Raw genomic sequence first — 1,099 nt, 5'->3', positions numbered from 1 at the left:
GGCGCGCGCGACATTGACGGCGGCGCTGGAGGCTTATCTCGGCCGGCGCAGCACGGCGCGCGTCCTGGCATCGCCGTTGCGGCGCAACACCGGCGAAACCATCCGGGCGGCGCTGCTGTTTGCCGATCTGCGCGGCTTCACCGCGCTCTCCGAAAGCCATCCGCCTGCCGAGGTGATCGCGGCACTCGACGCCTGGTTCGACCGCATCGCCGGCGCGATCCATGCCTTCGGCGGCGAGGTGTTGAAATTCATCGGCGACGGGCTGCTCGCGATCTTTCCGGTCACGACGAGTGCGCGCAGCGCATGCGAGGCGGCATTGCGCGCGGTGTCGGCGGCCCGCGTCGGCATGGCGCATCTTGATACCGAGCGGCGCAAGCACGGCCTGCCGCCACTGCCATTCGGCGTGGCGCTGCATCTCGGCGAGGTGCATTGGGGCAATATCGGCGCCGCCGACCGCCTCGACTTCACCGCGATCGGCGCTGCGGTCAATCTGGTCAGCCGGCTGGAAGGCCTGTGCAAGCCGCTGGAGCAGACCGTGCTGGTCTCGGGCGCGCTCGCCGCCGAGACCGAGAGGCCGCTGGTCGCGCTCGGCACCCACGAGCTGCGCGGCATCGCACGGCCCTGCGCGGTCTTCACTTTGCCGGAGGGATGAGCCGGTCATCTGAACAGGCGCAACCACGGCGCCAGATGAAATGCACTCATCAGCGCGTACATCGGGACCATCCCCTGCAACGAGAGCGGTCCCTGCATGGCGCCGCAGATCATGTCGGCCGGTGCCAGCGCGGCCACCAGCGCCATCACGGCGAAGGTCGGCGCCGCCGCCAGCGACAGCCAGCGCGCGACCATGGCACCGCGGCCGCCGAACCGGCCTTTCAACCAATCCTCATGTGTCTCGATTCCGGTCATCATTCGATCTCTCTGGAGATGATCCATGTCGTCATGTGCTAGGTTAGAGCCCGGCCTCGGAGGACGAGAGTGACAAGTGTGTCGGGATTCGAATGGACTCGCTGATTACGGCTGCGGCGCGCGCGCTCGCGGCGGGTGATCCCCTCGGCGCACTGAAACGGGTAGCCCTGCGCGACGATGCGCCGGCGCTGGC

At 68.6% G+C, this 1,099-nt stretch carries 2 protein-coding genes; one reads left to right on the top strand and one right to left on the bottom strand.

The annotated features are described in order from the left end of the window. Positions 1-652, top strand: a 652-nt coding sequence (locus H8B02_RS47430) for an adenylate/guanylate cyclase domain-containing protein (RefSeq protein ID WP_229172536.1), incomplete at its 5' end; no start/stop codon positions are given. Positions 653-657: 5 nt separating this feature from the next. Here the strand turns inward: H8B02_RS47430 and H8B02_RS47425 are convergent. After that, positions 658-846, bottom strand: coding sequence for a hypothetical protein (locus H8B02_RS47425; RefSeq protein ID WP_229172537.1), 189 nt, complete (start codon positions 844-846; stop codon positions 658-660). Positions 847-1,099: the final 253 nt, after the last annotated feature.

The sequence above is a fragment of the Bradyrhizobium altum genome, assembly GCF_020889705.1.
Lineage (GTDB): Bacteria > Pseudomonadota > Alphaproteobacteria > Rhizobiales > Xanthobacteraceae > Bradyrhizobium > Bradyrhizobium altum.
Note: the sequence above shows the minus strand (reverse complement) of the source record. Positions and strands in the feature narration are given on the sequence as shown.

Excerpts from the sequence above, each read along its gene's own strand:
- H8B02_RS47425 (WP_229172537.1), bottom strand. The coding sequence starts at position 846 with ATGGTCGCGCGCTGGCTGTCGCTGGCGGCGGCGCCGACCTTCGCCGTG.